The 22,301-nt window shown below is 45.7% G+C and carries 26 protein-coding genes and 1 tRNA gene; 15 read left to right on the top strand and 12 right to left on the bottom strand.

From position 1 onward, the window contains the following. Nucleotides 1-930, bottom strand: a complete 930-nt coding sequence (tadA, locus tag AAAA73_RS11095; protein WP_340598374.1) for a tRNA adenosine(34) deaminase TadA — start codon at nucleotides 928-930, stop codon at nucleotides 1-3. Nucleotides 931-1,148: 218 nt separating this feature from the next. Between tadA and rpsU the strand changes: the two genes are divergently transcribed. The 4 genes from rpsU (at nucleotide 1,149) to rpoD (ending at nucleotide 5,687) form a co-directional block, all read left to right on the top strand. Then, nucleotides 1,149-1,349: a 30S ribosomal protein S21 gene (gene rpsU / locus AAAA73_RS11100; RefSeq protein ID WP_088617237.1), complete on the top strand. Its 201-nt coding sequence runs from the start codon at nucleotides 1,149-1,151 to the stop codon at nucleotides 1,347-1,349. An 82-nt stretch (nucleotides 1,350-1,431) separates the two neighbouring features. After that, nucleotides 1,432-1,878, top strand: a complete 447-nt coding sequence (locus AAAA73_RS11105) for a GatB/YqeY domain-containing protein (RefSeq protein ID WP_340598375.1) — start codon at nucleotides 1,432-1,434, stop codon at nucleotides 1,876-1,878. Nucleotides 1,879-1,975: 97 nt separating this feature from the next. Further along, nucleotides 1,976-3,844 carry a DNA primase gene (gene dnaG / locus AAAA73_RS11110; protein ID WP_340598376.1) on the top strand — a complete coding sequence of 623 codons (1,869 nt, stop codon included), beginning with the start codon at nucleotides 1,976-1,978 and terminating at the stop codon, nucleotides 3,842-3,844. 13 nt (nucleotides 3,845-3,857) lie between these two features. After that, nucleotides 3,858-5,687 (top strand): RNA polymerase sigma factor RpoD, encoded by a 1,830-nt coding sequence (gene rpoD / locus AAAA73_RS11115; protein ID WP_340598377.1) that lies wholly within the window; start codon nucleotides 3,858-3,860, stop codon nucleotides 5,685-5,687. A 106-nt stretch (nucleotides 5,688-5,793) separates the two neighbouring features. On the opposite strand, the gene AAAA73_RS11120 is transcribed toward rpoD, so the two are convergent. Next, nucleotides 5,794-6,126 carry a hypothetical protein gene (locus AAAA73_RS11120; protein WP_340598378.1) on the bottom strand — a complete coding sequence of 111 codons (333 nt, stop codon included), beginning with the start codon at nucleotides 6,124-6,126 and terminating at the stop codon, nucleotides 5,794-5,796. A gap of 300 nt (nucleotides 6,127-6,426) precedes the next feature. Here AAAA73_RS11120 and AAAA73_RS11125 point away from each other — a divergent pair, with 300 nt between their 5' ends. Continuing rightward, complete coding sequence (locus AAAA73_RS11125; RefSeq protein ID WP_340598379.1) at nucleotides 6,427-6,822, top strand: acyl-CoA thioesterase; 396 nt, start codon at nucleotides 6,427-6,429, stop codon at nucleotides 6,820-6,822. Nucleotides 6,823-6,892: 70 nt separating this feature from the next. Here the strand turns inward: AAAA73_RS11125 and katG are convergent, their stop codons facing one another. Further along, a complete protein-coding gene (katG, locus tag AAAA73_RS11130; RefSeq protein WP_445292040.1) occupies nucleotides 6,893-9,076 on the bottom strand; it encodes a catalase/peroxidase HPI in 2,184 nt (727 codons plus the stop codon). Between the two features lie 408 nt (nucleotides 9,077-9,484). Between katG and AAAA73_RS11135 the strand changes: the two genes are divergently transcribed. The 6 genes from AAAA73_RS11135 to AAAA73_RS11160 all read left to right on the top strand — a co-directional run bounded on the left by AAAA73_RS11135 (nucleotide 9,485) and on the right by AAAA73_RS11160 (nucleotide 14,648). After that, complete coding sequence (locus AAAA73_RS11135; protein WP_340598381.1) at nucleotides 9,485-10,480, top strand: HAD family hydrolase; 996 nt, start codon at nucleotides 9,485-9,487, stop codon at nucleotides 10,478-10,480. Nucleotides 10,481-10,582: 102 nt separating this feature from the next. Continuing rightward, nucleotides 10,583-12,196, top strand: a complete 1,614-nt coding sequence (locus AAAA73_RS11140) for an arylsulfatase (RefSeq protein WP_445292041.1) — start codon at nucleotides 10,583-10,585, stop codon at nucleotides 12,194-12,196. A 76-nt stretch (nucleotides 12,197-12,272) separates the two neighbouring features. Then, complete coding sequence (locus AAAA73_RS11145) at nucleotides 12,273-13,187, top strand: formylglycine-generating enzyme family protein (protein WP_445292042.1); 915 nt, start codon at nucleotides 12,273-12,275, stop codon at nucleotides 13,185-13,187. A gap of 14 nt (nucleotides 13,188-13,201) precedes the next feature. Further along, on the top strand, nucleotides 13,202-13,549 hold the full coding sequence (locus AAAA73_RS11150; RefSeq protein ID WP_340598385.1) for a DUF1622 domain-containing protein: 348 nt from the start codon (nucleotides 13,202-13,204) through the stop codon (nucleotides 13,547-13,549). Further along, complete coding sequence (locus tag AAAA73_RS11155) at nucleotides 13,549-14,022, top strand: YidH family protein (RefSeq protein ID WP_340598386.1); 474 nt, start codon at nucleotides 13,549-13,551, stop codon at nucleotides 14,020-14,022. Before AAAA73_RS11150 ends, AAAA73_RS11155 begins: the two co-directional genes overlap by 1 nt. An 11-nt stretch (nucleotides 14,023-14,033) precedes the next feature. Next, nucleotides 14,034-14,648 carry a MarC family protein gene (locus AAAA73_RS11160; protein WP_340598387.1) on the top strand — a complete coding sequence of 205 codons (615 nt, stop codon included), beginning with the start codon at nucleotides 14,034-14,036 and terminating at the stop codon, nucleotides 14,646-14,648. Here AAAA73_RS11160 and AAAA73_RS11165 read toward each other — a convergent pair. Continuing rightward, nucleotides 14,638-15,231 carry an ATP/GTP-binding protein gene (locus tag AAAA73_RS11165; protein ID WP_340598388.1) on the bottom strand — a complete coding sequence of 198 codons (594 nt, stop codon included), beginning with the start codon at nucleotides 15,229-15,231 and terminating at the stop codon, nucleotides 14,638-14,640. The genes AAAA73_RS11160 and AAAA73_RS11165 overlap by 11 nt on opposite strands. Nucleotides 15,232-15,242: 11 nt before the next feature. Beyond that, a complete protein-coding gene (locus tag AAAA73_RS11170; RefSeq protein ID WP_340598389.1) occupies nucleotides 15,243-16,346 on the bottom strand; it encodes an enoyl-CoA hydratase/isomerase family protein in 1,104 nt (367 codons plus the stop codon). Between the two features lie 254 nt (nucleotides 16,347-16,600). On the opposite strand from AAAA73_RS11170, the gene AAAA73_RS11175 reads away from it, so the two are divergent. Then, complete coding sequence (locus AAAA73_RS11175) at nucleotides 16,601-17,239, top strand: hypothetical protein (protein ID WP_340598390.1); 639 nt, start codon at nucleotides 16,601-16,603, stop codon at nucleotides 17,237-17,239. Nucleotides 17,240-17,355: 116 nt separating this feature from the next. Further along, complete coding sequence (locus AAAA73_RS11180; RefSeq protein WP_340598391.1) at nucleotides 17,356-17,718, top strand: DUF1428 domain-containing protein; 363 nt, start codon at nucleotides 17,356-17,358, stop codon at nucleotides 17,716-17,718. A gap of 118 nt (nucleotides 17,719-17,836) precedes the next feature. Here AAAA73_RS11180 and AAAA73_RS11185 read toward each other — a convergent pair. The 3 genes from AAAA73_RS11185 to AAAA73_RS11195 all read right to left on the bottom strand — a co-directional run bounded on the left by AAAA73_RS11185 (nucleotide 17,837) and on the right by AAAA73_RS11195 (nucleotide 18,786). After that, nucleotides 17,837-17,913: transfer RNA gene (locus AAAA73_RS11185), tRNA-Met, on the bottom strand. Nucleotides 17,914-17,975: 62 nt separating this feature from the next. Continuing rightward, nucleotides 17,976-18,323, bottom strand: coding sequence for a hypothetical protein (locus AAAA73_RS11190; RefSeq protein ID WP_340598393.1), 348 nt, complete (start codon nucleotides 18,321-18,323; stop codon nucleotides 17,976-17,978). Between the two features lie 82 nt (nucleotides 18,324-18,405). Continuing rightward, the gene (locus AAAA73_RS11195) at nucleotides 18,406-18,786 is read right to left on the bottom strand and encodes a hypothetical protein (RefSeq protein ID WP_340598394.1); all 381 of its coding nucleotides are present in this window, start codon (nucleotides 18,784-18,786) and stop codon (nucleotides 18,406-18,408) included. 137 nt (nucleotides 18,787-18,923) lie between these two features. Between AAAA73_RS11195 and AAAA73_RS11200 the strand changes: the two genes are divergently transcribed. Next, nucleotides 18,924-19,427: a transposase gene (locus AAAA73_RS11200; protein WP_340598395.1), complete on the top strand. Its 504-nt coding sequence runs from the start codon at nucleotides 18,924-18,926 to the stop codon at nucleotides 19,425-19,427. Nucleotides 19,428-19,476: 49 nt separating this feature from the next. Here the strand turns inward: AAAA73_RS11200 and AAAA73_RS11205 are convergent, their stop codons facing one another. The 4 genes from AAAA73_RS11205 to AAAA73_RS11220 all read right to left on the bottom strand — a co-directional run bounded on the left by AAAA73_RS11205 (nucleotide 19,477) and on the right by AAAA73_RS11220 (nucleotide 21,775). Next, a complete protein-coding gene (locus AAAA73_RS11205) occupies nucleotides 19,477-19,902 on the bottom strand; it encodes a hypothetical protein (RefSeq protein ID WP_340598396.1) in 426 nt (141 codons plus the stop codon). A 5-nt stretch (nucleotides 19,903-19,907) separates the two neighbouring features. After that, on the bottom strand, nucleotides 19,908-20,216 hold the full coding sequence (locus tag AAAA73_RS11210; protein WP_340598397.1) for a hypothetical protein: 309 nt from the start codon (nucleotides 20,214-20,216) through the stop codon (nucleotides 19,908-19,910). 103 nt (nucleotides 20,217-20,319) lie between these two features. Beyond that, nucleotides 20,320-20,703, bottom strand: a complete 384-nt coding sequence (locus tag AAAA73_RS11215) for a hypothetical protein (protein ID WP_340598398.1) — start codon at nucleotides 20,701-20,703, stop codon at nucleotides 20,320-20,322. A gap of 28 nt (nucleotides 20,704-20,731) precedes the next feature. After that, on the bottom strand, nucleotides 20,732-21,775 hold the full coding sequence (locus AAAA73_RS11220) for an NAD(P)-dependent alcohol dehydrogenase (RefSeq protein WP_340598399.1): 1,044 nt from the start codon (nucleotides 21,773-21,775) through the stop codon (nucleotides 20,732-20,734). Between the two features lie 94 nt (nucleotides 21,776-21,869). On the opposite strand from AAAA73_RS11220, the gene AAAA73_RS11225 reads away from it, so the two are divergent. Then, nucleotides 21,870-22,142: a peptidylprolyl isomerase gene (locus tag AAAA73_RS11225; RefSeq protein WP_340598400.1), complete on the top strand. Its 273-nt coding sequence runs from the start codon at nucleotides 21,870-21,872 to the stop codon at nucleotides 22,140-22,142. Nucleotides 22,143-22,301 lie beyond the last annotated feature (159 nt).

The following is a 22,301-nucleotide window of genomic DNA, read 5'->3' on the forward strand; positions in this document are numbered from 1 at the left end:
CTAAAGTTTCATTTTACGGGCAGTTTTTGTAAGCTTTTGCACGGCCCACAAAATGTCTTTGTCATATGAAAATATTTTGTCGACGTCTTTCAAATCAATCCACGCGACGCCGCGATGATAGTCAGCATCCTGAACTTCGCGAACCTCGTGCCAAGGTTCGTTTAGGGTCGCCAGATAGAAGACTGTATCGCACGGCTGGTTTTTTCCGTTCCAAGTGAAGTCGTACTTGCGGCGGAATTCTGTATCTGGAAAAACTTTGATCTTATAATCAGTTTCTTCCAAAGTCTCGCGCACAGCCGTTGTCGCGGCTGTTTCGCCGGAGTCAATCTTTCCGCCTGGCAGGAAGAAGTACTTCTTTTTGGAAACTGGATCTTCAGCATGAAAACCTAAAAGTTTACTCTTATAAACCACCACCGCGGAAGCACGATGGCGGTACACCTTTTCAGATTTCACCAATTTCTGTTCATCACGGCGGCCTTGAAAAAAGGCTGAGATCAAATCTGAACATTCTTTTTCCAGAACTCCCGTTGTAACTGCCACCTGATGATTCAATCGGGAATCACTCAATACGTGATAAAGACTTTCAACCGCTCCACCTTTGGCGTCCTTCGCGGCATAAACCACGCGGCCCACGCGCGCTTGCTGAATAGCACCGGCGCACATCACGCAGGGCTCAAGGGTCACATACAGAGTGCAGTCTTCCAAACGCCAGGATTGAAGTTTTTTGGCGGCTCTGTGCAGGCACAATAGTTCTGCATGGCCCAGGGGAGTATGAAGAGTCTCGCGAACATTCGCGGCTTTGGATAAAAGTGCCCCGGTTGGGGAGACCAATACAGCGCCAATAGGTACTTCGCCGTTTTCACCGGCTGTGCGCGCAAGTTCCAAAGCCTTGCGCATCCATTTAATGTCTTGGTCGTGACTCGTCTTCATTGGGATATTTTAGAACGTTATCTTAAATAAGCTCAATAAAATTAAATAGATAAGATTTATTGGTGGTGCAATAATCCGAGACTTTAAGGGGCAGCAGCAGGGAAAGATTATAATACACCGCATTAAGACCTCGAGAGGTTGCCCCTCTGTTGCCTCTTTGTTATACACTCTCATTCTTATTTCTCTCTTTCGTCCACATTGGAAGGCAGGTGATTGTCGTGGCAATGGTTAAAATCAAAGACGGTGAGTCTTTTGAATCAGCGTTCCGTAAATTCAAAAAATCTTGCGAAAAAGCAGGTATTCTTTCTGAAGTTAAAAAACGCGAACACTTTGAAAAGCCTTCTGTAAGACTTAAAAAGAAATCTATCGCAGCTCGTAAGCGCGCTGTTAAGAAATCTCGTAAAGGTTGGGGCGAATAGTTCTTAATTGAATTATAGTTTCTTACTCACAAGAGGCGACCCACAAAGTCGCCTTTTGTCATAATCACCATAGGGAGTTTTCATGGAAATCAGAGACAAAATCATGGCTGATGTTAAAGCCGCAATGATCGCAAAAGAATCACTTAAGCTGACAGCACTTCGTGGCCTGCAAGCGGCGATCAAAAATCGTGAAATCGATATGCGCCCAGACCCAATCACTCCGGAAGAAGTGATGAACGTCGTAAAAAAATTAGTTAAACAACGTAAAGAATCCATCGACCAATTCCAACAAGCCGGTCGTCAGGATCTAGTGGATCAAGAATCTGCAGAATTGAAAGTTCTGGAAGTTTACTTGCCTGCACAAATGGGCCGCGAGCAAATCGAAGCTCTTGTTGTTGAAGTTATCGCTGCCACTGGCGCGAAAACTGTTAAAGACATGGGCCCGGTGATGAAAGAAGTCATCGCTCGTGCCGGTGGCGCTGCTGACAACAAAGTTGTAAGCGAAGTTATCAAAGCCAAACTAGCCTAGTTTTTCCTCGGAAGAATTGGACCTTGCCTAAAGCCTGCGGGGACTCATGTTCAAGTGAGTTCCCAAGGTAAAACTTGAACGAAACTTTGGAAGGTACATGCGTTTTTCCCAAGACTTTATTGAGAGAGTGTCCGAGGCGAATAACCTCGTCGATATCATCTCCCAATACACACAGCTAAAACAGAGCGGCAGTGGCCTTATGGGGCGTTGTCCGTTTCCAGATCACGCTGAAAAAACAGCGTCGTTCTCTGTTTCAGAAGTGAAGCAGGTCTACCACTGCTTTGGTTGTCATAAGAGTGGTAACTTGTATTCATTCCTGCGCGACTATCAGGGCATGAGCTTTCCTGAGGCTGTTGAGTACCTTGCAAACCGCGCCAGCATTCCAATTCCCGCTCCTGAAGCCCATGATCCACAACGTGATCAGGCCGCTGATAAAAAGAAGTCGTTGTTAAAAGTAAACAAGCTCGCTGCTGATTATTTTTCAGAGCAACTTCGCCGCGTTTCCAATGATCACCCGGTTAAGAAATATATCGCCAGCCGTGGCCTTTCCCAGGAAGTGATCGACACTTTCGGTATTGGTTATGCCATTGCTGAATGGGACGGCTTGGAGCGCGTTTTACAGAACAAACAAGTTCCGATGGCCTTGGCTGAAGAAGCGCGTCTGGTAAAGGCTCGTAATGGCAAACCAGGCTACTTCGATATCTTCCGCGATCGTTTGATGTTCCCGATCTTTTCTCCAATGGGTGAGCCCATTGCCTTCGGTGGACGTTATTTAGAGAAAAAAGAAACTGAACCGAAATATCTGAATTCTCCCGAGACGCCGGTCTTTATCAAAGGCCGTGTGCTTTACGGACTGTCGCAAACGGCCCGCTATATTCGCTCTGAGGATCAGGCATTGATCGTTGAGGGTTATATGGATCTGGTGTCCCTGTTCCAAGCAGGCATTAGAAACTCAGTAGCCACCATGGGCACGGCTTTGACGCCGGAACACGGTAAAATGCTTAAGCGCATGACCCGCAATGTGGTCGCGCTGTTTGACGGGGATTCTGCGGGGATGGAAGCGGCTGAGCGCAGCTTGCCGATCCTGCTGGCAGCGGATTTGTATCCCAAAGGACTTACTCTTCCGAACAGTATGGACCCTGATGATTATGTGAAGAAGTACGGCTCTGAGGCTCTGAAGGCTGAATTGGACCGTGCTCCTGATCTTTTCATGTTGATCCTAGGTCGTTGGATGGAGGGTTACCGTGGTGACGCTCCTGAAAAAGTGAAGCTTGCAGATAAACTGAAGCCACTTTTTGAGGTCATTCCAGATCAGCGCCTGCGTGATTTGTACTTAGCTGAGTCCGCGCAGAAGATGAATGTGACCCTGCCGTGGCTCCGTCAGGCTGTGGGATTACAAAGCAGCGGCCCTGTATATTCGCAGAACAGAAGCTCTTTCTCTAGGACGGTGCAGCCAAATCAAGGGGCTCAGCAAACTAACCAAACAGCGGCCCCTCAAGCGTCTGACTCTGTAGAAGGTGGCAAAATCACCCTCAAAGGAGCCTCAAAAGCCGAGGCTATGCTATTAGGATTGGTACTCAAAAGTCGTGCCAATTTTGAGCTGTTTGTGAATGAAAATGTGCTGGCAAGTATCGCTCATGCAGGAGTGAAAAAGATCCTGGAAAAAGCGACTGATGTGTATAGACAAGACTTAAATAAGTTTGATAAATTGACCAGTCTCCTTGTCTCCTATGTAGATCATCCGGAATTATTATTTGTAGAGGCACCAGCCAGTGAAGGTGACCCCGGATTTGATGAAGAAGCTGAGGCGAAGCTTCTGCGCGATTGCTTTAAGCGCGTGCGCGACAATTTCTTGCGCGATCAAGCAAAGCAGTTGGCTCTGGAATTAAAGTCCGAGCCAAGTTCAGAAAAGTTGGAACAGATTATGAAGGCACACAGAGATCGACTATCTCTGAATAAAGGATAAAGGCGGGTCATTGATGAAACAAAACCTACCAAACAAACAAGAGAAAGAGCCTGTTAAGGTTCTTTCTTTGCAGGAACAGGAAGCTCTGGTTAAAGAAGAAATCCAGAAATTCCTGAAGCTTGCGAAGGAAAAGGGTGCGTTGACGATCGAAGAGATCAACGACCTTCTTCCACCTGAAGTTATTGCCCCAGCTGCATTGGATCAGTTCATGCATGGCCTAGAGGCCGCGGGTGTAGTTATTTCAGACTTGTCTGAAACTTCGAAAGACGAAGAGGGCGAAGGAAACTTCCTGGAAAGCCCTGATTCTGAGGACGAAGAAGTAGATGAAGAAGAAAAAGCAGAAAGCGAAGACGTTAAGGGTAATGACCCCGTTCGCTTGTATTTGCGTAAAATGGGTTCCGTATCTCTACTAACTCGTGAGGGTGAGGTTGAGATTGCTCGTCGTATTGAAAAAGGGGAGCGTGAAATCGTTCGTGCGATCCTTTTGTCACCTCTGGGTACTTACGAGATCATTCAACTTGGTAAGCGTCTTGATGAAGGCCGTATCAAGGTTAAATCGATCTTCCGTGGTCTTGAGGACGAAGAAACTCAATACGATGAAAAGGAATACATCGATAAAATTCACGAATTGATCGGTAAAGTTACGGAGTACCAAAAGGCTTCTGTAAAACAATTCGAAGTTCTTCGTAGAGAAGAAACAAACACACCAGCTCGTCAGGCTGCAATGAAAGAACTCGTTGCGATGAATGACACTTTGATGGCTGTGTTCGAATCTGTGAACTTCAACCGTAAAACGATCAACCGTGTTGTGATCAAGTTCAAAAACTTGGTGAACCGTATCGGTACTCTACGTCGTCGTATCAAAGACGGTGTTGAGCGTACGTTCTCCAAAGACGTTGTTTCCATGACTGAGCGTATGAAGCTGGTTGAGAGCAACGAAAAAGAACTGACACGCATGACTCGTGATACAGGTCTTAACTATCAAAAATTCAGATCTTATGTGTTGCAAGCTCAGGAAGCAGAAATCCGTATTAAACGTTTGGATTCTGAAACTGAGATGAATCACACATGGGTTAAGGAAACATACACAGCTATCTGGAAAGGTGAGCGTGAGGCCGATGCAGCGAAATCTGAATTGGTTGAAGCGAATCTACGTCTAGTTGTATCTATCGCTAAGAAGTACACGAACCGCGGTCTTCAATTCCTGGATCTAATCCAGGAAGGTAACATCGGTTTGATGAAAGCGGTTGATAAGTTCGAATATCGTCGTGGTTACAAATTCTCGACATATGCGACTTGGTGGATCCGTCAGGCGATCACTCGTGCTATTGCCGATCAGGCGCGTACGATCCGTATCCCTGTTCACATGATTGAAACTATCAATAAGCTTGTTCGTACATCTCGTTACTTGATTCAAGAGCTTGGCCGTGAGCCAACCCCTGAAGAGATCGCAGATAAAATGGACATGCCAGTGGATAAAGTTCGTAAAGTTCTTAAAATCGCGAAAGAGCCGATTTCTTTGGAAACACCAGTAGGTGAAGAAGAAGATTCGCACTTGGGCGACTTTATCGAGGACAAAAAGGTTATCAACCCTGCAGAGGCGATTGTTAACCTGAACTTGGCGGAACAAACTCGCCGTGTTCTTGCGACTTTGACTCCGAGAGAAGAAAAAGTTCTTCGTATGCGTTTCGGTATCGGTGAAGAAGCCGATCATACTTTGGAAGAAGTAGGTCAGGACTTCAACGTTACTCGTGAGCGTATCCGTCAGATCGAGGCGAAAGCTCTTCGTAAGCTTCGTCATCCTTCTCGCAGCAACAAGTTGAAAGCTTTCGTAGACAGCTAGATCTGAAATACTCCGACGAAGTCGGAGTGCAAATTACTAAATGCAGAAATTAAAAAGGGCTCCTGATGGGAGCCCTTTTTTTATGCCTTTGGTTCCTGAACTTCGACTACTCGACTTGTATCAGATTATTCTCGATGCCATTCAGAACAGCTTTAAAGTGGGATTTCAGCGCCACGTCTTCGGCGACGGTGTGGCAGAATAGGAAAGTCAGCTGAATTTGCTCTCTAGGGGTTAGCTTAAAAAGATCCCATACCAACGGGAGTGTGCCGAAGGTAAAGTGTCGTTTTTTGTCGAAGACGAACTTAACGAAGGTCTTTGAGACCTGGAGTTGAGTGGCGCAATACTGTAGAGAGAAAGTTACTTTCTTTAGTTTGGCATCCTTGTACCTATCCTTAAGAAAGTCTCTGTAATCCGTATACTTGCTAATGTCTTCTGACAATTGAGCCTCCTGATAATAGGATACTTCTGAATATGAAATTGGATACGGTTATCAGATGTTAGTAAAAAAAACCGTATTCTTTATGAATACGGTGACCGTTCGGAACCACTATTTTAGTTGTACTTAATTGGGGATAAAGTTGCGTCCAATTCTTTTGCCGTATATGTTGCGTGCATCCAGTTCAGGTGAAGTTCAGTGAAGTTTCTTTAACGGAAACCATTCTGACACTGTCCCGCAACGGTAACCTATTTTAGGAAGTCCGATCCCTGCTGGTGAAACAATTTATCCCGCGGAGGAATTATGGATATCGAAACTCGCAAGAGTTCATCGCGCACGCACGTCTTTAAAACGGTCTTTCCAGGAGAGACCAATCACTACAATACACTTTATGGTGGCCTTGCATTGAATTGGATGGACGAAATAGCGTTCATCGCTGCCACTCGATTTTCACGGCAAAAGTATGTGACCGTCAGTAGTGATCGGGTGAATTTCAATATCCCAATTCCCGCAGGCACAATCGTTGAGTTGGATGCCTATGTAAGTAAAATAGGCACGACCAGTCTGGAAGTGACCGTGGATACTTACTGCGAGGATATGTATAGCGATAAGCGTACAAAATCCATGACGGGGATTTTCACTTTGGTCGCCATTGATGAAAATAGGAAAGCCATTCCCATCAAATTTCCAGAAGACTGATTTTGGCAAAAAAAAATGCCTCCGACTATAAATCGAAGGCATTTTGAAGAAGTTGAATATCCGGACTGAATTATTTCAAGTCAAAGCGATCCAAGTTCATAACTTTGTTCCATGCAGTCACAAAGTCTTTAGCAAACTTCTGTTTGCCATCGTTAGCTGCGTAAACTTCAGCAACCGCACGTAGTTCAGAGTGGGAGCCGAAGACCAAGTCCACTGGAGTTGCCGTCCATTTAACCGCATTTGTTTTGCGATCAAGACCTTCATAAAGTCCCTCAGTGGATGATTTTTGCCATTTTACTGACATATCCATCAAGTTCACAAAGAAGTCTGTGCTTAAAGTTCCTGGCTTCGCCGTGAACACACCATTTTTGGAGTGATCATAGTTGATATCAAGAACACGCAAACCGCCAACAAGTACTGTCATTTCCGGAACAGTCAAAGTCAGAAGATTCGCACGATCAACGAGTGCTTCTGCAGGAGAAAGGTAATTGCCTTCGCCATAGAAGTTACGGAATGCATCCGCTCTTGGTTCAAGATTTGCGAAAGAAGCTGCATCAGTTTGCTCTTGAGTCGCATCCACGCGGCCGGATTGGAATGGAACAGTTACGTTCATGCCACCAGCTTTCGCAGCTTGTTCGATACCCACGTTACCGCCAAGTACGATTAGATCCGCTACAGAAACTTTCTTGCCCCCTTTAGTGAAGTCTTTTTGGATAGACTCATATTTGGCAAGAATTGGAGCAAGTTCAGCTGGAGTGTTAACTTTCCAATCTTTCATTGGAGACAGACGAAGACGGGCACCGTTTGCACCACCACGCATGTCAGTTCCACGATAGTAAGCCGCAGAAGCCCAAGCTGTACGTACCAAATCAGAGTTTTTGATGCCAGAGGCGGAGATTTTCTTTTTCAAAGCAGAAACATCTGAAGCAGACAATTTTTTGTAAGTCGCTGCTGGAAGAGGATCTTGCCAAGTGAAAATTTCTTTAGGAGCTTCAGCACCGATGTAACGGGCACGAGGACCCATATCACGGTGAGTAAGCTTGAACCAAGCACGACCGAAGGCAGCTTCAAATTCTTTTGGGTTATCTAGGAATTTTTTGGAAATCTTGTTAAACGCCGGATCCATTTTCAATGATAGATCTGTTGTAAACATGATTGGAGCATGACGCTTGTTTGGATCGTGAGCGTCTGGAACCATTCCTGCGCCAGCACCTTTTTTAGGGATCCACTGAATCGCTCCAGCCGGACTCTTCGTTTGTTCCCAATCAAATTGGAAAAGGTTCGCCAGGAACATCATTGAGAAGTGAGTTGGAGTTGGAGTCCATGCACCCTCAAGGCCGCTGGTTACAGCATCTTTACCAACACCAGTGCCGCATTTGTTTTTCCAGCCTAGTCCTTGTTGTTCAGTTGGTGCGGCAGATGGATCTGCGCCGACGCAATGTTCAGGTTTGTGAGCACCATGAGCTTTACCGAAGGAGTGTCCACCGGCGATCAAAGCTACGATTTCCTCGTCATCCATGGCCATGCGACCGAAAGCCTGACGAATATCTGCTGCTGCAGCGATTGGATCTGGTTTTCCGTTTGGACCTTCAGGATTCACATAGATCAAACCCATCTGCATGGCTGCAACTGGTTTTTTACCAAGTTTGCCATCTCCTGTGCGACGTTGATCGCCACCCATCCATTTTGTTTCAGTTCCCCAGAAAACCAAATCTGGTTCCCATTGATCTTCACGACCACCGGCGAAGCCGATTGTTTTGAAGCCCATGGATTCCAAAGATACGTTTCCAGTCAGGATCATCAGGTCAGCCCAGGAAAGTTTTTTGCCATATTTTTGTTTTACAGGCCACAGAAGGCGGCGTGCTTTATCAAGGTTGGCATTATCAGGCCAGCTGTTCAACGGTTCGAAACGTTGTTGTCCGCTGCCGCCACCGCCGCGACCGTCAGCAGTACGGTATGTACCGGCACTGTGCCAGGCCATACGAATAAAGAAAGGACCGTAGTGACCGTAATCTGCAGGCCACCAGTCTTGAGATGTAGTTAGAACTTTGGAAATGTCTTTTTTTACTTCCGCTAGATTCAAAGTTTTGAATTCTTTTGCGTAGTCGAATCCTTTGTCCATTGGATCGGATTCAGTTGCATGTTGACGAAGTGGTGCAAGGTCCAGTCTTTCAGGCCACCAGAATTTATTGTCCGGGGCTTTTTCAACAGCGTCTTTGCCCTGAGCGAATGCTGCTCCGGCAGTCAATGCCATGGATAGCAATGCAACGCCCAGAAATGGTTTTTTAAACACGATATGTCTCCTTTGTATCGTTCAAATGTTGTTAGTTAGGTGACGTCTATTTTTCGTGTTATAGGGCAATTAGTAAAATTGATTAAACCTATTGGCATAATAGACAAATCCTATGGCCACAATTTCGCCGAAAAACGACAAACAATTGTTTCAGAGCAGAGTGTTTGTTTAATCAGGGATAATTTCATAAGTCGGGAGTGATTTCGTGCATTTGAGTAAGAGGATGCTCTTGATTTGTTTTGCTAAGCTAGAGCCCATTCGTGTGGCCAGATGATTGATCACATATAAACAGGATTTAAATTTCCTCAAATTGTTCAAAAATTTACCATTTCTATGCATCACATCAATTATTTCATTGAGGAGTTTTAAATGAAGTACGCCGTGTACTTGGTTGTGTTTCTGTGGATGGGGCTGGTTCAGGCCGCAGATCCTTTGCCTTCATGGAATGAGGGAAATATAAAAAAAGAAATTATAAGTTTCGTTAACGATGTAACCAAAGAAAATGGTTCGCGTTTTGTGAAGCCCGAAGATCGTATCGCAACTTTTGATAACGATGGCACGCTGTGGAGCGAAGTGCCCACGATCGAACTTGAGTTCACAAAATTTAGAATGAAGGAAATTCTAGCAGCCAATCCAGCGCTGAAAAAGCAAGAGCCCTACAAATCATTACTAGCCAAGGCAGCCGGCGCGGACGTGAAGCTTACACAAAAACAGATTCTGGACATTGTCGCTAAAACTCATTCCGGAATGAGTGAAGAGGAATTCGGCAAGCAAGTCAGGGAGTTTTTTAAAGAGGCCAGACATCCAAAACTTCATGTTCCGTACACGCAGGCAGTTTATCAACCCATGCTAGAGCTACTGGCATATTTGCGCGAAAACAACTTTCAGATATTCATAAGCTCCGGTGGGGAGATTGCGTTCATGCGCCAAGTGGTTCCTGAAATATACGGCATTCCGACTCAAAATATTATTGGTTCCTTCTTTGTGGATAAAACGGAGGAAAAGAACGGCCGACTGCAAGTTATGCGAACGGCGCAATTGGGACTGTTAAATGATAAAGGCGGTAAGCCCGTCGGTATTGTTCGCCACATTGGCAAGCGGCCCATTATTTCTGTAGGGAACGAACGGAACGGTGGCGACATCGAGCATTTAAGATTCTCAAGTGAAAGTTCCCTTCCGAACTTTCAAATTATGGTGAATCACGACGATGCAGAACGTGAGGCCGCCTACAGCGAGAAAGACAATGCGTCTTTGAACGCCGCTAAGAAATTTGGATTTAAAGTTCTAAGTATGAAAAACGACTGGAAGCAGATTTTTCCAGTCGCAGACAAAATCGCACAACAAAAACAAAACGATCATAAATGATTTATGAAGGAGAAAAGTATGGTGAAACCAGGGACGGAGAAAAAAGAAGAACGGAAATCCGATGGTAAAGGTAAGTCGGCAAAACCGAATATCTTGGTCATCATGGGTGATGATATCGGTATATCCAATCTAAGTTGTTACAGTCGCGGGATGATGGGGTATCACACTCCAAATATCGACCGTATTGCGCATGAAGGCATGTTGTTCACTGATTCTTATGGTGAGCAGAGTTGTACTGCCGGTCGTGCATCGTTCATGACAGGGCAAAGCTGCTTCCGAACGGGTTTGACCAAAGTGGGCATGCCTGGATCTGTGATTGGTCTTTCGAAAGATGATCCAACAATTGCTGAACTGCTAAAACCATTAGGGTACGCAACAGGTCAGTTTGGTAAAAATCACTTCGGTGATCGCAATGAATTTTTACCGACCGTGCACGGCTTCGATGAGTTCTATGGAAATCTATATCATTTGAACGCTGAAGAAGAGCCGGAGAACATCGACTATCCAAAAAATGAAGAATTCAGAAAACAACTTTTGCCGAGAGGCGTGTTGCGTTGTAAGGCGACGACCAAAGACGATTCAACCGAGCACGAGCGTTGGGGGCGAGTTGGAAAGCAGACTATTGAAGATACAGGACCACTTACAAAATTGCGTATGGAAACTTGCGATGATGAATTTGTGGATGAAGCGAAAAAATTCATTTCCAAACAAAATGATGAAGGCAAGCCGTGGTTTGTTTGGTTGAACACAACTCATATGCATTGTCGGACTCATACCAAGCCTGAAAGCATTGGCCAGGCAGGGCCGCATCAGTCTCGCTATCATGATACGATGATAGATCACGATAAAAATGTCGGTGATGTATTGAATCTCTTGGATGATTTGAACATCACTGAGGAGACGATTGTTCTGTATACCACAGACAATGGGCCTCATATGAACACTTGGCCGGATGGTGCAATGACGCCATTTAGAAGTGAAAAGAATACGAACTGGGAAGGTGCTTTCCGTGTTCCGATGATGGTGCGTTGGCCAAATAAAATCAAAGCGGGCAGCATTTCAAATGAAATGGTTCAGCATCATGATTGGTTGCCGACGTTTTTAGCTGCAGCCGGAGATATGGATGTGGTGGAACGACTGAAAAAAGGCGCCGACTTCGGAGAGAAGAATTTTAAAGTGCACATCGATGGCTTCAACTTGATACCTTATTTGACGGGTAAGGAAAAAGAAAGTCCTCGCAAAGGATTTATCTATTGGAGCGACGATGGCGATCTGGTGGCTTTACGCTACGGAAACTGGAAAGCCGTATTTGCTGAGCAAAGATGCAAAGGTACCTTGGAAGTCTGGGGCGAGCCGTTTGTGAAAATGCGTATTCCAAAACTTTTCAATTTGCGCACGGATCCCTATGAAAGAGCTGATGTGACTTCCAATACTTACTGGGATTGGTACTTAAGCCGGGCATTCATGTTGATGGCTGCTCAATCAGTGGTGTCAAAGTTTATGGCGACATTTGAGGAGTTCCCACCTCGTCAAAAAGCGGCATCATTCACGGTTGATCAGATTTTAGAGAAAATGTCGAATGCTGCGGGATATGCACATAATGATTCAGAAGGGAATGCCGTTGCATCGGCAGTCACCGAAAAGTCACCCGGTCGGGAGAATCAATTCAGAGGCAAAGATAAGAAATCTGATGGTGGAGAACACCGTGCACATTAAGGATTAAGCAGTGTCACAAGTAGTTGAAGTTGAAAAAACCCACGAGGAAGGGGAGCGAAAAGCTCCCTTTCCGAATATGGTGTGGATTCCTGGTGGTTTGTTTAAGATGGGATCTGATCATCACTATTCTGAAGAAGCTCCAGCACACAGAGTAAAAGTCGATGGATTCTGGATGGATCAATATGCGGTCACCAACCGGGACTTTGCGGAGTTTGTTCAGGCAACTGGTTACAAAACTTTCTGTGAGAAGATTCCAGATCTTTCTCAGTATCCCGGCGCAACACCTGAAATGCTGGTGCCGGCTTCCGTGGTATTTGTGAAACCTGATGGTCCCGTGGATTTAAGAAATCCATATCAATGGTGGCAGTTCATACCTGGAGCAAACTGGCGTTCGCCTCAAGGGCCGGCTAGTTCAATTGGTAATCGTATGGATCATCCCGTTGTGCATTTGGCTTGGCAGGACATCGAAGCGTATTCCCTTTGGGCAGGCAAAGAAATTCCTACGGAAGCAGAATGGGAATTCGCCGCGAACGGTGGCCATGAGGGTCGAGAGTTTGCCTGGGGTGATGAATTGGTTCCCAACGGAATTCATCAGGCGAATACCTGGCAAGGAACTTTCCCTTGGCAGAATTTGGGTGATGACGGCTTTGAAGGAACGTCTCCGGTGGGTAGCTATCCGCCGAATGACTATGGGTTGTTTGATATGATCGGAAATGTCTGGGAATGGACATCTGCTTGGTACAGCCCGAGACATCCCGATGAAAAGCCCAAGGCTTGTTGTATTCCCAAGAATCCACGTGGAGCAAATGAAACCGAGAGTTTCGATCCTCGCCAGGAGATTAAGATTTCAAGAAAAGTAATGAAGGGTGGGTCACATCTTTGTGCTCCCAATTATTGCAAACGCTATCGTCCATCGGCACGAATGGCGCAGCCAGTGGACACTTCGACTTCGCATTTGGGATTTCGATGTATAGTTCGAGAGGTGCGCTAGCAAGGAAGGTCTGATTGGAAGAATTTGTTCACGATTGGACAAAAATTATTTCGTTATGCCTGGAATTTATTGCCGCTCTTTTGATGGCGGTAGGCGCCCTTGAAGCTACGTTTAAACTTTGTAGAGTTTCTATTTTTGGCAGTACAGGAGACCTCTTAAGACGGGGAATCTGGCTGGGTTTTGCCAGATGGATCATACTTGGCCTGGAGTTCATGATGGCGGCCGACGTTGTGTCCACGATTGTTTCACCCACGTGGGATGAAATCGGCATGCTGGCATCAATCGCGTTAATACGCACCTTCTTAAGCTACTTTATGGAGCGGGACCTTGAAGCTGCGAATAGAAACAAGGAGTCGGTCTGATGGAAATTGAGCCTAAGAAAGATCTATCGACTGACCTTGCTCAGCAGCGAACCGCAATGGCGTCGGACCGCACAAGTATGGCGGAGAATCGCACCAGCATGGCTGAAGATAGAAGCAGTCTTGCGACGGCAAGGTCTCATCTTGCAAATGAAAGAACTCATCTGGCTTATATGAGGACGGGTATTTCATTGGTGAGCTTGGGAATCACCATGAATCGGTTCAGCTGGTTTATGATGGATAATAAATCAATATCTCGATTTGGTGGGATTGGGTTCTTGAATGACGCCAAGAATATTGGTTTAGGCATGGTGATACTGGGTAGCGCCATGCTGATCTGGTCTTTGTTTCGTTATAATTCAGCAACTACTGCGATCAATAATTTTCAGTATCAACCCGCTCACCGTTCGGTTTTGATTTTTACTCTTGTTTTAATTCTGTTGGGAGTTGGTTCAACGATCTGGTTGATCGTTTAGCGAGGTGATCTATGGATGGTAATTACGAAGTTGGTGTGTTGCAGGTCTTTACTGTGTTTTTTATTATGATGGGCCCTCTTAGATTGTTGCCGATGTTTGCCTCTGCAACTGCACAACTGGCACCCGGGCAGGTTCGCACTCTTGCGGTAAAATCTACTTTTCTTGCAGTTCCATTGTTCATTGTGGCTGGATTTGTTGGGCAGAATCTGATGGAGAAGTGGCATATCCCTTCAGCGATTTTGCAGATAACCAACGGAATCATTTTTGCATTTGTTGCATTTCCGATGGTTTTGAAGTTTGCCTCTGCAAATCAAAAGACGGGACCTCAGCCGGAAAAAGAACTAAATCCTTTTTCAGTTGTATTGAATATGATCACAACAGCTTATGGGCTAGGCACTCTTATTATGCTCTTGGCATTAAGCAGAGATACACAGCGGACTCTTTTGATTTTCGCAGCTCTTGGTGCCGTTTTGATATGTAACTTTCTAACGATGTTCTTTATTCGTCAATTGAGAGGCAAGGCTGTGTTCGTTACTTTGCAGATTCTGGGTGCGTTCTTAGGAGTCTTGCAGGCTTCCCTTGCTATTGAAATGATCCACAAGGGATGGGCCAGTCTTAACGGCTGATAATTTTCTTAATAGTCGCGGCAACCAGATCAATCTTTTCCTGAAGAGTTGGTGTGGCTGAAATTTTCTGAAACCCTGGGTGACCGCTCCAAGCTTTTTCCAATTGTTGTTCGCTATGCAGACTTTGCTGATAGTTGTGGAATCTTTTGTCATTCACTCCACCAAACATTTCAGGTGTTGGTAGCTCAAGGAATAAGACGTCCGTGAACTTGCGATACTCAGCACTTTTATCGATTGCGAACTGTTTTAGATAGTCCTCTGGGCCAGGGGGCCAGAAGCCCGCACCATCCAGAGTGCCCCGGTCAAAAACCATAAATTTTGCCTCGGGGTTTTGATGAGGGAGGATGAACTCCAATCCACGTTGGACTTCCACGATGGCGTTTTGAAACGCGCGGATCTCTGCCAGCTCCGTATGCTGTGGGGGTGGGAAGCCCCCGCTTAACAGCACCACAGCACTTTCCGGTATTAATGCCACTTGATTGCCGTAAATTGATTTAAGTTCATTCATGACAGAGCTTTTTCCGCTGGAAGGAGCGCCAGTGAGAACAATTCGTTTAAGGCTGGAATTTTCAAGATGTGACACAGTTGAACCCTTTATAGATCTTTCAGAGGATGATTGTCTTTGTTCCAAAGCGGCTTGAAGTAGCCCTCAATCCATTCATTTGAAGCTTCATCCAGAGTGGACGGATTCCATTTTGGATTCTGATCCTTGTCGACCAAAAGTGCGCGTACACCTTCGGCAAAATCAGGATGGCGGCAGCACTGCACAGCCAGGTTCAATTCTGATTGGAAGACTTCTTCAAGAGTGTAATTTGCTGTTCGGCGCAGTTGTTCGAAAATGACCTTAACGGAACTTGGTGAACCGGCATTCATTGTTTTAAGGCCGCCCGCGAACCACTCTTCATTTAGTGCGGCTTTAGTGACAAGATCGCGATACTCCGTTGCTGATGTGGCGTTTCTCCATTGTTTCACTGTTGATCCGAATTTATGCAGATCAGATGTTGGTGGAGATGTGGAAAAACCTGCAAGAGTGTTTTTAACCAGCTCACGATTCTGGGCGGTATTTCCGCTCCAGTTTATTTTTTGAAGTGATGTCAGGATATCTTCTTTGGCCGTTGAAGGGACATAGTGATTGGCAAGGCTCAGATAGATGGCATCGGCCCCGTTGAGTCTGGCGCCTGTAAGTGCCAGATAGTATCCCCAGCCTTCCGGCATTTTATTCAGAAACCAACTGCCGCCGACATCGGGGAATAGTCCGATAGTGACCTCGGGCATGGCAAGTTTGCTTTTTTCTGTGACGATACGGTCAGAAGCACCTGCAAATAATCCAATACCACCACCCATCACAACGCCGTCACCCCAAACGATGATCGGCTTTTTAAAGCGATGGATCAGATGATCGACCTTATACTCTTTGGTGAAAAAATCAGTGCAAGCTTCAGTTGCCAGATTGGATCCGTTATTTCTGTCGTCGATGATCGCATTGTAAAGACGACGAACGTCACCGCCGGCGCAGAATGCTTTTTCTCCAGATCCTTGCAGAAACACGCAGCTAATTTGTGGATCATTCTGCCATTGATTCAAAATGTCCCAAAGGCCCTCAACCATGCTCAGGGTCAATGAATTCAAACTGCGAGGAGCATCGAGTGTTAGAACTCCGACCCCGTTTTTTATTTGCGTGCTAAGTTCTTGTGTCATGTTTCTTTCAACTTTTGATTTAGTACATAACGACGTCGAAGGACCGTCAACCATCTTCGACGCCGAGGGTAATCTCAGTATAGCCCGCCTCCTATTGAGACCTTGAAATTATGAAGTCTCTTATTGAAACGAGTGTTGCGTAAAGGACCCGTATAAACATGATAATTTCGAGATGAGCTAATGTGAAGAAACTAACGTTCCGATAAGTACTATGTCCACCAAAACAAGAATGAAATAAAGGGAGCGGTACGTTTATGATGAAACCTTTAGTAAAGATGATTCTAGTAGGCACGTTAGCAACTTCAACTTTGGCAGGATGTGAAGCTACGGAAGAAAGTCCGAGTACGGGCTCGAGCTTTACATACGCAGGGTTGGCAAAAACTTGGACGAGCGGTTGCATCACCGCTACTGATGGAATCGTGAGTAGTGCCAATCGAACAAAAATTGATCTGACGTTGAACGGTGATGGATCTTTCAGTCACACTCAGTACTGGTTTACCGGCGGTAGTTGCATTAGCTATGCGATCTATTACAGATCAGCGGGAACCTTCACGATCGGTTCAGCTACAGGGGCATTGTATCCACTGGCATTTACAGTGACATCTTCAGCAATGATGGCGTGGAACACATCGGTGCAAGCAAATGTAAATACGGCTTGCGGCGGAAGCAGTCCATATCAAAGTACACCGAGCGCGTCTGATAATGGGATGTCCAAATCTACTTACATGATGACTTGTAGTTCAATGGTGCTACCAAACAGTAGCAACAAGTTCGTGGATAATGTGGCCTCACTAAGTGGCGGAGTTCTAAGTCTTGGTCAGAACCAAAATGGTGTGCCTGGAGAATTCCAAGGTGGCTCGGTTCCGACTTCAACATCTGTTGATTTTTATTAATCACCAAGGGGAGTTTGCTCCCCCTTTCTCATTTCTTCATTGCCGGCAAGCATTGCTGCATAAAATACCTTCCGTAAGCATCTTAAGTTTTAGACAATAAATAAAAAGGAGTATTTATGGGCTCATATGTAGATGGATTTGTAATTCCCATTCCAAAGGGTAAAGTTGCGGCTTACAAAAAAATGGCCAAGATGGGCTGCAAAACGTGGATGAAGCACGGGGCGCTGGCGTACTTTGAATGTGTAGCTGACGATACCAAAGCGCCTTACAGTTTGAACTTTCCACAGATGTGCAAAGTTAAGAAGAATGAAACTGTGATCTTTGCCTTTATCGTATTTAAATCAAAAGCACACCGCAAACAGGTGAATGCAAAAGTTCACAAAGAGTTCAGTCAAATGCCTGGTGCTGAAAACTTCTCGATGCCATTTGATGCTTCAAAAATGGCTTACGGCGGATTCAAAACTTTGGTTCAAGATTAATTGCTTAACGTCCGCCTTCGCCAAGGCTTCGGCGGACATCCTTCGCGTGTTTTTAATTTCTATAGCATTAACTTTGAAAATCAGTGGCCTGCCAAGCCATAGCCCGCAGGGCGAAGGATGGTAGGGGGCGAGGGACTTGAACCCCCGATCCCAGTGTTATGAGCACCGTGCTTTAACCAACTAAGCTAGCCCCCCACTTTAGGAAAACTAAACTTATCAAAAGACATTGGAGTTGGCAAAAGCGCGGCGCGTAAGTGTTAGTGTGTGGGGCGATTTTCGCGATTTTTGGTGTTCGACGGGATAATCTGTTCACTGACGCTGCCATAAGCACCCACTTTGCCGAGGATTATCTCAGGTGTGGTCATTCCAATATGGCTGAAGTGGGCGTTGCGAAACTCGGCAGCCAGGTGAATGGACTCGCGGAGACCGTCCTCATCCCTGAAAACGCAGACCCCAACGCCCTGGCCATCGGGGGTGGTAATCCAGCTATAGGAAACAAAGCCTTCCATCTGCTCCAGCAAAGGGACGAACATTTGCTGCAACTTTTCCCCAATCTCCTGAATATACACTGGGCTGAAACGATATGTACGTACCGAAGCAAACATACCCACCTCCAATTAATATTCCATTGGAATACCTCAAAGTTGTGTAGGTGCTAGCAGCAGGCTTGTGGAAAAACAGGGAATTCTAGTGTTTATAACACTTAAATTCTGAGTAAGGCGGGTTGTCGAGTTCGGCACTTGTTGTTGGATCCACCACCGCCAAACCCAAACTGACTTCGCGGTTGCGGTACATATACGTTCTGTACTGAGACCAAGGAGAGTCCACTTCAAACTTGAATTTTGTGGAGCTGACAGACTTCCAAGGATTCTTGCGCACATCATTTCCCGGGAATGTCGTCGTCAATTGAGATTTGAATAATGTTCCATGATTGTAGGTCACCTGCCATTGGAATGAGAACTCTGCCGATTTGCCAAAGCAGCGATAGGTCATCAAGTCAGGTGAAGGAGCCGCAAGTGCTACAGAGGAAAGAATTGAAGTCACAATAAGCGCTGCAAAGTATTTCATAAAAACCTCGAGGGAATCATTGCGTGAGAGTGTTCCCATGACAAGCTTCAAAGCACTCTCTCTCATTTGTGTTGCAACGACCCAGACCAGAGGGGGATAGGCATTGACCTTAACGGATCAGTTTATAAAATAAGGGAATGAAAAAACATCTGGTTACGGCAATCATCGCAGCGGTATTGGGCTTGGCACTTCAGGCCTGCTCACCATCAGGATCTCTGATCGCGCATCAAAGAGGCGCGGATTTTTATGGGAAGTTTGTAAATCCGGCCGCTGATTGGCCACAGGCTGAAAGCAAAATCGATGAACTAAAAGTCCTGCAAACAAACAGCGAGTATCCAATGCGTTACGTGTTGTTTGATAACGGCAAATTCTATTATCAAGTGGATAAGCTTGGAAACGGTGAGGGAGTTTGGTCCTACGAAAATGGGGCCCTGATTGTTACAGCTCAGCGTACGATTTTTAAGATGGAGCTTGCGGTGTCTGCCGCCAAAGAAACGGGCGACGAAACTATCGTGCGTTTTTATGATCGTCATGGCTTTAACGAAATGCCAATCAAGCTGCGAAACCCTGAAGCTTTGAAGGCGCAAGGAAAGTCGGCGCCACAGCTAAGAAACTTCACTCGATCAGAGAAGAACATCTAGAAATAAAAAAGGGAGCTTCGCAGCTCCCTTTTTCGTATTTAAATTTAGACTATTTTTCGATGGTGCAGGAGAAGCTATAGCTCTCTTGAATCTCATAGCCCTTAAAGAAGCCCTTGCGGGCAGAGTAATCCAAAATCAACAAGCTCGCATTTGGCCAGTAGATTGAAGTGATACGTTTGCTCTCGCGAGTTGTGCTGTACGTGGCGCTAAGCCCTTTCAAATCAATTGATTTGGAAGTTGCGGCGTTGATCACGACCATGTCTTGGACCGTCTGATAAAGATATTGGTTGTCTCCGACTTTGGCGATTACAAGACAAATTGGCTTTTGGCCTTCTTGTTCCGGTTGGCAATCGAACAATGTTGTTGGCGAGGCATTTAGTGGAAGAGTTGTTGCAGCCACTTCTTCGCATGTTGCGGCTTTTGCGTTGGCAACTGCAAGAATCAAAAGAACAAAGAAAATACTAACGTGTTTCATAAATCCTACTTAAGAGTTTCGCACTCTGTTTTAACGATATCGTACCAGTTGTCAGAATTTTTCTTGAAGACAGTAAGGCATTCAAAAGTAGGGGCTACGCCTTTCACTTTGTAGTTAGCACGAGCAACTGAAATGATCGCAACATCATAACCTTCTACTTGTGTGAACTTGTGATCGATGGACACGATACTTTCGTCGAAACCCAGTGTTTCAAGAACACTGTCCGTTGTCATAATGGAGATTTCTTTCATCGCTCCCGCAGATGCGAAAGATGAACCAAGAACTACCGCCGCGATAATGAAAAATGCCTTCACAGTAACCTCCGAAAAATCTGAATGAATGATCGACGGAGGTTTACAAAAATTTAGTTAATTTGGGCAGTACAGAGTGAAAAACCTGTCAATTTTACTCGAGGATTCACAGATCGGTGATGCAAACGAAGCGGTCGTAAGGAGGCGGTTCCACGACGGCACTGGTGATGGAGTCCACCAAAATCAGGCTGAAACTGTGACCTTCTTTGGTTAGAAACGCCTTATATTGATTAAAAGGGGAATCCACGGCGAATTTGTTATAGTTAGGGGTCGAAATCTCTCTCCAGCCATAGTCCATAGAGTCGCTGTATCCGGAACTTGTGGTCAGTCGACTGCGGGAAAGCCCGGGGGAGTGAATTTCGATATTGTATCTGAAAAAGAAGCCCTGCTCATATGCTCGGCCGTGGCAGCGAAAGGATGTGTCTGCTGAAAAAGCTGGAAGGGAAAACAGGATGTGGACCGCAACAAGCAAAGAACGAAGGTGTTTCATTCCCATTAGCTTGCTGCGGTCGCAATGTCTAAGCAAGTGATTTCATGTCGATCACAAAGCGATACTTCACATCGCTTTTGATCATGCGTTCATAGGCTTCGTTGATTTTTTGAGCGGGAATCATTTCGATGTCAGACACGATTCCGTGTTTTGCACAGAAGTCCAACATCTCTTGAGTTTCCTGGATGCCGCCAATCAAAGAGCCACCAAGCTTTCGGCGTCCCATAATCAGGGCGCCTGCCGCTAGAGTCGGCGGAGTGTCTGGCAAACCCACCAGAACCATATTTCCATCACGACGAAGCATGCTCAGGTAAAGATTGTAGTCATGAGGAGCAGACACCGTGTCGATGATAAAATCAAAAGAACCCATGTGAGCTTTCATTTGCTCCATGTCCTTGGAGATAATCACCTCGTGGGCACCCAGGCGTTTTGCGTCATCAACCTTTGAAGGTGAAGTCGTGAAAACTGCAACGTTTGCGCCCATGGCATTTGCAAGTTTCACAGCCATGTGACCCAAGCCGCCCAATCCAACGACGCCCACTTTTTGTCCTTTGGTCACATTCCAATGACGAAGCGGGGAGTAAGTGGTGATGCCCGCGCACAACAAAGGAGCGGCTGCCGCCAGATCCAGATTTTTGGGAATCGAAAGGCAGAACTCTTCGCGAGTCACGATAGATGTTGAATAACCACCGAAGGTGGGTGTTCCATCTTTCTCTTTGGAATTGTAGGTGCCAACGAAACCTCTTTCGCAGAATTGCTCCAGGCCTTCTTTACAAGAGGCGCAATCCAGGCACGAGTCCACCATGCATCCGACGCCGGCAAGATCACCGACGTTGAATTTTTTAACTTTTGATCCGACAGCTGTCACTTTGCCGACAATTTCATGACCCGGTACCATCGGGAACATTCCTTTGCCCCATTCGTCACGAACCTGATGGACGTCAGAGTGGCAAACACCGCAATAATGAATTTCAATATGAACATCATTATCGCGAAGTTCGCGGCGCTCGAAACTAAAAGGTGCAAGGGGAGCTTTGGCCGATGGTGCGGCGAATGCTTTTGCCTTAATCATAAAAACCTCCAATTAAGATATTGAACAACAATCATAGCGATCAGTGGGAAAATGGACAGTGAAATTAGTGAAAGGCTGTGGCATAGTTAGGAGTATGAAAATCAAAGTCAGCCATATATTGGTGCAACACTCTTACGAAGCCGATGATATTTTGCGATCCCTGAAAGATGGCAAAGATTTTGAGGAACTTGCGCGCAAGTTTTCAAAGTGCTCGTCCGCAGCTGATGGCGGAAACTTAGGTGTTTTTTCAGAAGGCCGTCTGGATCCTGATTTTGAGGAAGCCGCCTTCGCATTGAAAGTGGGCCAAACCACGACTAAACCAATTCGTACGCGCTTTGGATATCACATCATTCGCAGAACCGCGTAAACAAACACGTAACTTTTTGATTCAAGCATCATTCATCTTTTTTCGCCCAGAATTCCGACGGTTTCCGACGAACGACTGGTAAAACCCTGCGCGCAATAAAAAACATTAAATTCTAAATGTGAATACTCCGAAGGGATCAGGAACTACCTTAGGAGGGAT

The organism is Bdellovibrio sp. GT3 (genome assembly GCF_037996765.1).
GTDB lineage: Bacteria > Bdellovibrionota > Bdellovibrionia > Bdellovibrionales > Bdellovibrionaceae > Bdellovibrio.

Coding starts and splice junctions, on each gene's coding strand:
- AAAA73_RS11145 (WP_445292042.1), top strand. CDS start 12,273: ATGGTGTGGATTCCTGGTGGTTTGTTTAAGATGGGATCTGATCATCAC.
- AAAA73_RS11220 (WP_340598399.1), bottom strand. CDS start 21,775: ATGATTAAGGCAAAAGCATTCGCCGCACCATCGGCCAAAGCTCCCCTT.
- AAAA73_RS11200 (WP_340598395.1), top strand. CDS start 18,924: ATGAAAAAACATCTGGTTACGGCAATCATCGCAGCGGTATTGGGCTTG.
- AAAA73_RS11205 (WP_340598396.1), bottom strand. CDS start 19,902: ATGAAACACGTTAGTATTTTCTTTGTTCTTTTGATTCTTGCAGTTGCC.
- AAAA73_RS11215 (WP_340598398.1), bottom strand. CDS start 20,703: ATGAAACACCTTCGTTCTTTGCTTGTTGCGGTCCACATCCTGTTTTCC.
- tadA (WP_340598374.1), bottom strand. CDS start 930: ATGAAGACGAGTCACGACCAAGACATTAAATGGATGCGCAAGGCTTTG.
- katG (WP_445292040.1), bottom strand. CDS start 9,076: ATGGCATTGACTGCCGGAGCAGCATTCGCTCAGGGCAAAGACGCTGTT.
- dnaG (WP_340598376.1), top strand. CDS start 1,976: ATGCGTTTTTCCCAAGACTTTATTGAGAGAGTGTCCGAGGCGAATAAC.
- AAAA73_RS11175 (WP_340598390.1), top strand. CDS start 16,601: ATGATGAAACCTTTAGTAAAGATGATTCTAGTAGGCACGTTAGCAACT.
- AAAA73_RS11140 (WP_445292041.1), top strand. CDS start 10,583: ATGGGTGATGATATCGGTATATCCAATCTAAGTTGTTACAGTCGCGGG.
- AAAA73_RS11160 (WP_340598387.1), top strand. CDS start 14,034: ATGGATGGTAATTACGAAGTTGGTGTGTTGCAGGTCTTTACTGTGTTT.
- AAAA73_RS11135 (WP_340598381.1), top strand. CDS start 9,485: ATGAAGTACGCCGTGTACTTGGTTGTGTTTCTGTGGATGGGGCTGGTT.
- AAAA73_RS11125 (WP_340598379.1), top strand. CDS start 6,427: ATGGATATCGAAACTCGCAAGAGTTCATCGCGCACGCACGTCTTTAAA.
- AAAA73_RS11180 (WP_340598391.1), top strand. CDS start 17,356: ATGGGCTCATATGTAGATGGATTTGTAATTCCCATTCCAAAGGGTAAA.
- AAAA73_RS11195 (WP_340598394.1), bottom strand. CDS start 18,786: ATGAAATACTTTGCAGCGCTTATTGTGACTTCAATTCTTTCCTCTGTA.
- AAAA73_RS11105 (WP_340598375.1), top strand. CDS start 1,432: ATGGAAATCAGAGACAAAATCATGGCTGATGTTAAAGCCGCAATGATC.
- AAAA73_RS11155 (WP_340598386.1), top strand. CDS start 13,549: ATGGAAATTGAGCCTAAGAAAGATCTATCGACTGACCTTGCTCAGCAG.
- rpoD (WP_340598377.1), top strand. CDS start 3,858: ATGAAACAAAACCTACCAAACAAACAAGAGAAAGAGCCTGTTAAGGTT.
- AAAA73_RS11190 (WP_340598393.1), bottom strand. CDS start 18,323: ATGTTTGCTTCGGTACGTACATATCGTTTCAGCCCAGTGTATATTCAG.
- AAAA73_RS11170 (WP_340598389.1), bottom strand. CDS start 16,346: ATGACACAAGAACTTAGCACGCAAATAAAAAACGGGGTCGGAGTTCTA.
- AAAA73_RS11225 (WP_340598400.1), top strand. CDS start 21,870: ATGAAAATCAAAGTCAGCCATATATTGGTGCAACACTCTTACGAAGCC.